The 2,267-nt window shown below is 52.8% G+C and carries 2 protein-coding genes and 1 pseudogene; all 3 read left to right on the forward strand.

What is annotated here, in order from left to right; all coding sequences use genetic code 11:
* Nucleotides 1–552 (forward strand): annotated as a pseudogene (locus ABVT36_RS18945) (DNA cytosine methyltransferase); the annotation flags it as partial.
* 258 nt (nucleotides 553–810) lie between these two features.
* Nucleotides 811–1,029, forward strand: coding sequence for a DUF4224 domain-containing protein (locus ABVT36_RS18950; RefSeq protein WP_368457957.1), 219 nt, complete (start codon nucleotides 811–813; stop codon nucleotides 1,027–1,029).
* On the forward strand, nucleotides 1,029–2,072 hold the full coding sequence (locus ABVT36_RS18955) for a tyrosine-type recombinase/integrase (RefSeq protein ID WP_368457958.1): 1,044 nt from the start codon (nucleotides 1,029–1,031) through the stop codon (nucleotides 2,070–2,072). Before ABVT36_RS18950 ends, ABVT36_RS18955 begins: the two co-directional genes overlap by 1 nt.
* Nucleotides 2,073–2,267 lie beyond the last annotated feature (195 nt).

The following is a 2,267-nucleotide window of genomic DNA, read 5'->3' on the forward strand; positions in this document are numbered from 1 at the left end:
GACCTTGTACAGGCTGACCTGGAAGGAGCGAACTACACCAGCGGGGCGCTCGATTTATGCGCTGCGGGCGTCGGTGCTCCGAACATCCGGCAGCGCCTCTACTTCGTTGCTGAAGATCGGATGGGCAACGCCAGCCGCGCGGGATTGGAAAAGCGAGTCGGCCAGCGAGGAGTTCAACCAGAAAAGGTGGTCACAAACGCGAGGAAAGCCTCTCAGTGCACAAGCTACACTGGCCGGCTGGGGTACGCCAACTGCGAGCACTCCAGGAGGTACACCGGAAAGAGCTCTGGAGAGGAAAAAGGGAACATCTGCGGGGCAGTCTGTAACAGCTCTTGCGCACCAAGTGCAGCTAATATCCCCGGTCCGACTAACGGCTTCTGGCGAAACCCTGACTGGCTCGGCTGCAAAGATGGAAAGTTCAGGCCAGTTGAACCCGGCACATTCCCGCTGGCTAATGGGGCTCCCGCAAGAGTGGGACGATTGCGCGGTTATGGCAATGCAATCAATGCGAAGTTAGCTGCTGCATTTATTAGTACGTATATGGGTTATTGAATTTAAGCGAATGGAGGCAAAGCAATGACAGATATAGTGAAAGGAACCTGTAGCCGCTGCGATGGCCCTGTAACAGTGCCGGCAATCTGGCTAGGTATACATCCACCCACCCCGTCCTGCAGGAGGTGTGGAGCAGTTCCTGCAACGCCTTACGGTAAGGTTATTCCAATGGTAAATCCAACACCCAAACAACCCTTACCGTGGCCAGTTGGAAGGTAGGCGCAGATTTAATCATGCCAGTGTTTACAGGATAGAACGATGAGCGAGATACTAACCGACGCCCAATTGCGCAGATTGACCGGGGCCCGATCCCCGGAAGTACAAAAAAAAGTGCTGGAAGAAAACCAGATTCCCTATGTCCGGCGCAAGAACGGTACACCGGCTGTTACTTGGGATATGGTCAATCAGTCCAAATTGGCCTCACGGCCAAGACATAACAAATCCCCTCTTGGGTTCAACCTGGAGGCTATAAATTAATGGGAAGACGCCGAAATCCTGAAAACGCCTGGATGCCCCCTCATGTGGCACGGTATAAGAGGGGTTATCGGGTACGCAAATACGGAGAACCTACACAACATCTTGCCGGGCCAGACGCCAGTAAATCAGAAGTTTGGATCGCCTATGAACGCTGGCAGGCTGGGCAGGTACAAAAGGAGTTCACTGTAGCCGACCTCCTGGATCTGTATTTTGCCTCTCCTCAGTACACCAAGTATCTAAAACCCAGCACACAGAACGATTACCTGCGTTACGCGAAAAAAATTACGGCGGTGTTTGGTGAAATGCAGCCAGACGCTGTCAGCTCACCTTTGGTGCAGATGTTTATGGACTCCAGAGGTGCCAAGCACCCCGCTACAGCTAATCGCGAACGGACTTTTCTGGGAATCATTATGAAATGGGGCAAAGCCCGGGGCTTTGTGTCGATCGAAGACCCTACCAGGTCGGTACGCCCTTTTTCGGAATCACCTGGCGGCCGCTACGTGGAAGACGACGAATATAAGGCTTTTTGGAGCTGGTTAGGCGAGAGGGGGCATGTCATGCATCAATGTGCCATGGAAATCGCCTACCTGTGCGCTGCACGCCAACAAGATATTCTCGCCCTAACCCGGCATCACATTCAGGAAGACGGTCTGCTGATCATCCAGGCCAAAACCGGAAAACAACAGCTCAAGCTTTGGAATACAGCTTTGCGACGTGCAGTGGACCGCGCTCTTGCAGGGAACACTACAGCCAAAATTCAAACTGCACACATCATCAGAGGGCGCACTGGCCAAGGCTTTACCCGCACGGGTTTTAATGCAGTCTGGCAGCGCGAACAACGAGCAGCTTTGGCTGCCGGGGTTATCAAAGAGCGCTTCCGCTTCCACGACTTAAAGATCAAAGCAGCCAGTGATTTCGAGGGTGACGTAAAACGCTTTACTGGTCACAAAACGACATCGATGGCAGAGCGCTACAACCGCACACCAGACCGGGTAATACCGTTGAACAAGGGGTGTGACGATGAAAAAGACGAAGAAGAATAGGCTATGAAGACCTGTGATTTTATACAGCCCGAAGTCTGGGAAAAGCCGATGAGGGGTAAAATTCGTACACCGAATTCGTACACAAGCGCCCAAAACGAAAAAACCCGCACTGGGCAGGATTCGTAAGTCTTTGATTTAGATGGGGAATATTGGGGTGGCTGACGGGGATCGAACCCGCGACCTCAGGAGCCACAA

Source organism: Microbulbifer sp. TYP-18 (genome assembly GCF_040932045.1).
Classification (GTDB): Bacteria; Pseudomonadota; Gammaproteobacteria; order Pseudomonadales; family Cellvibrionaceae; genus Microbulbifer.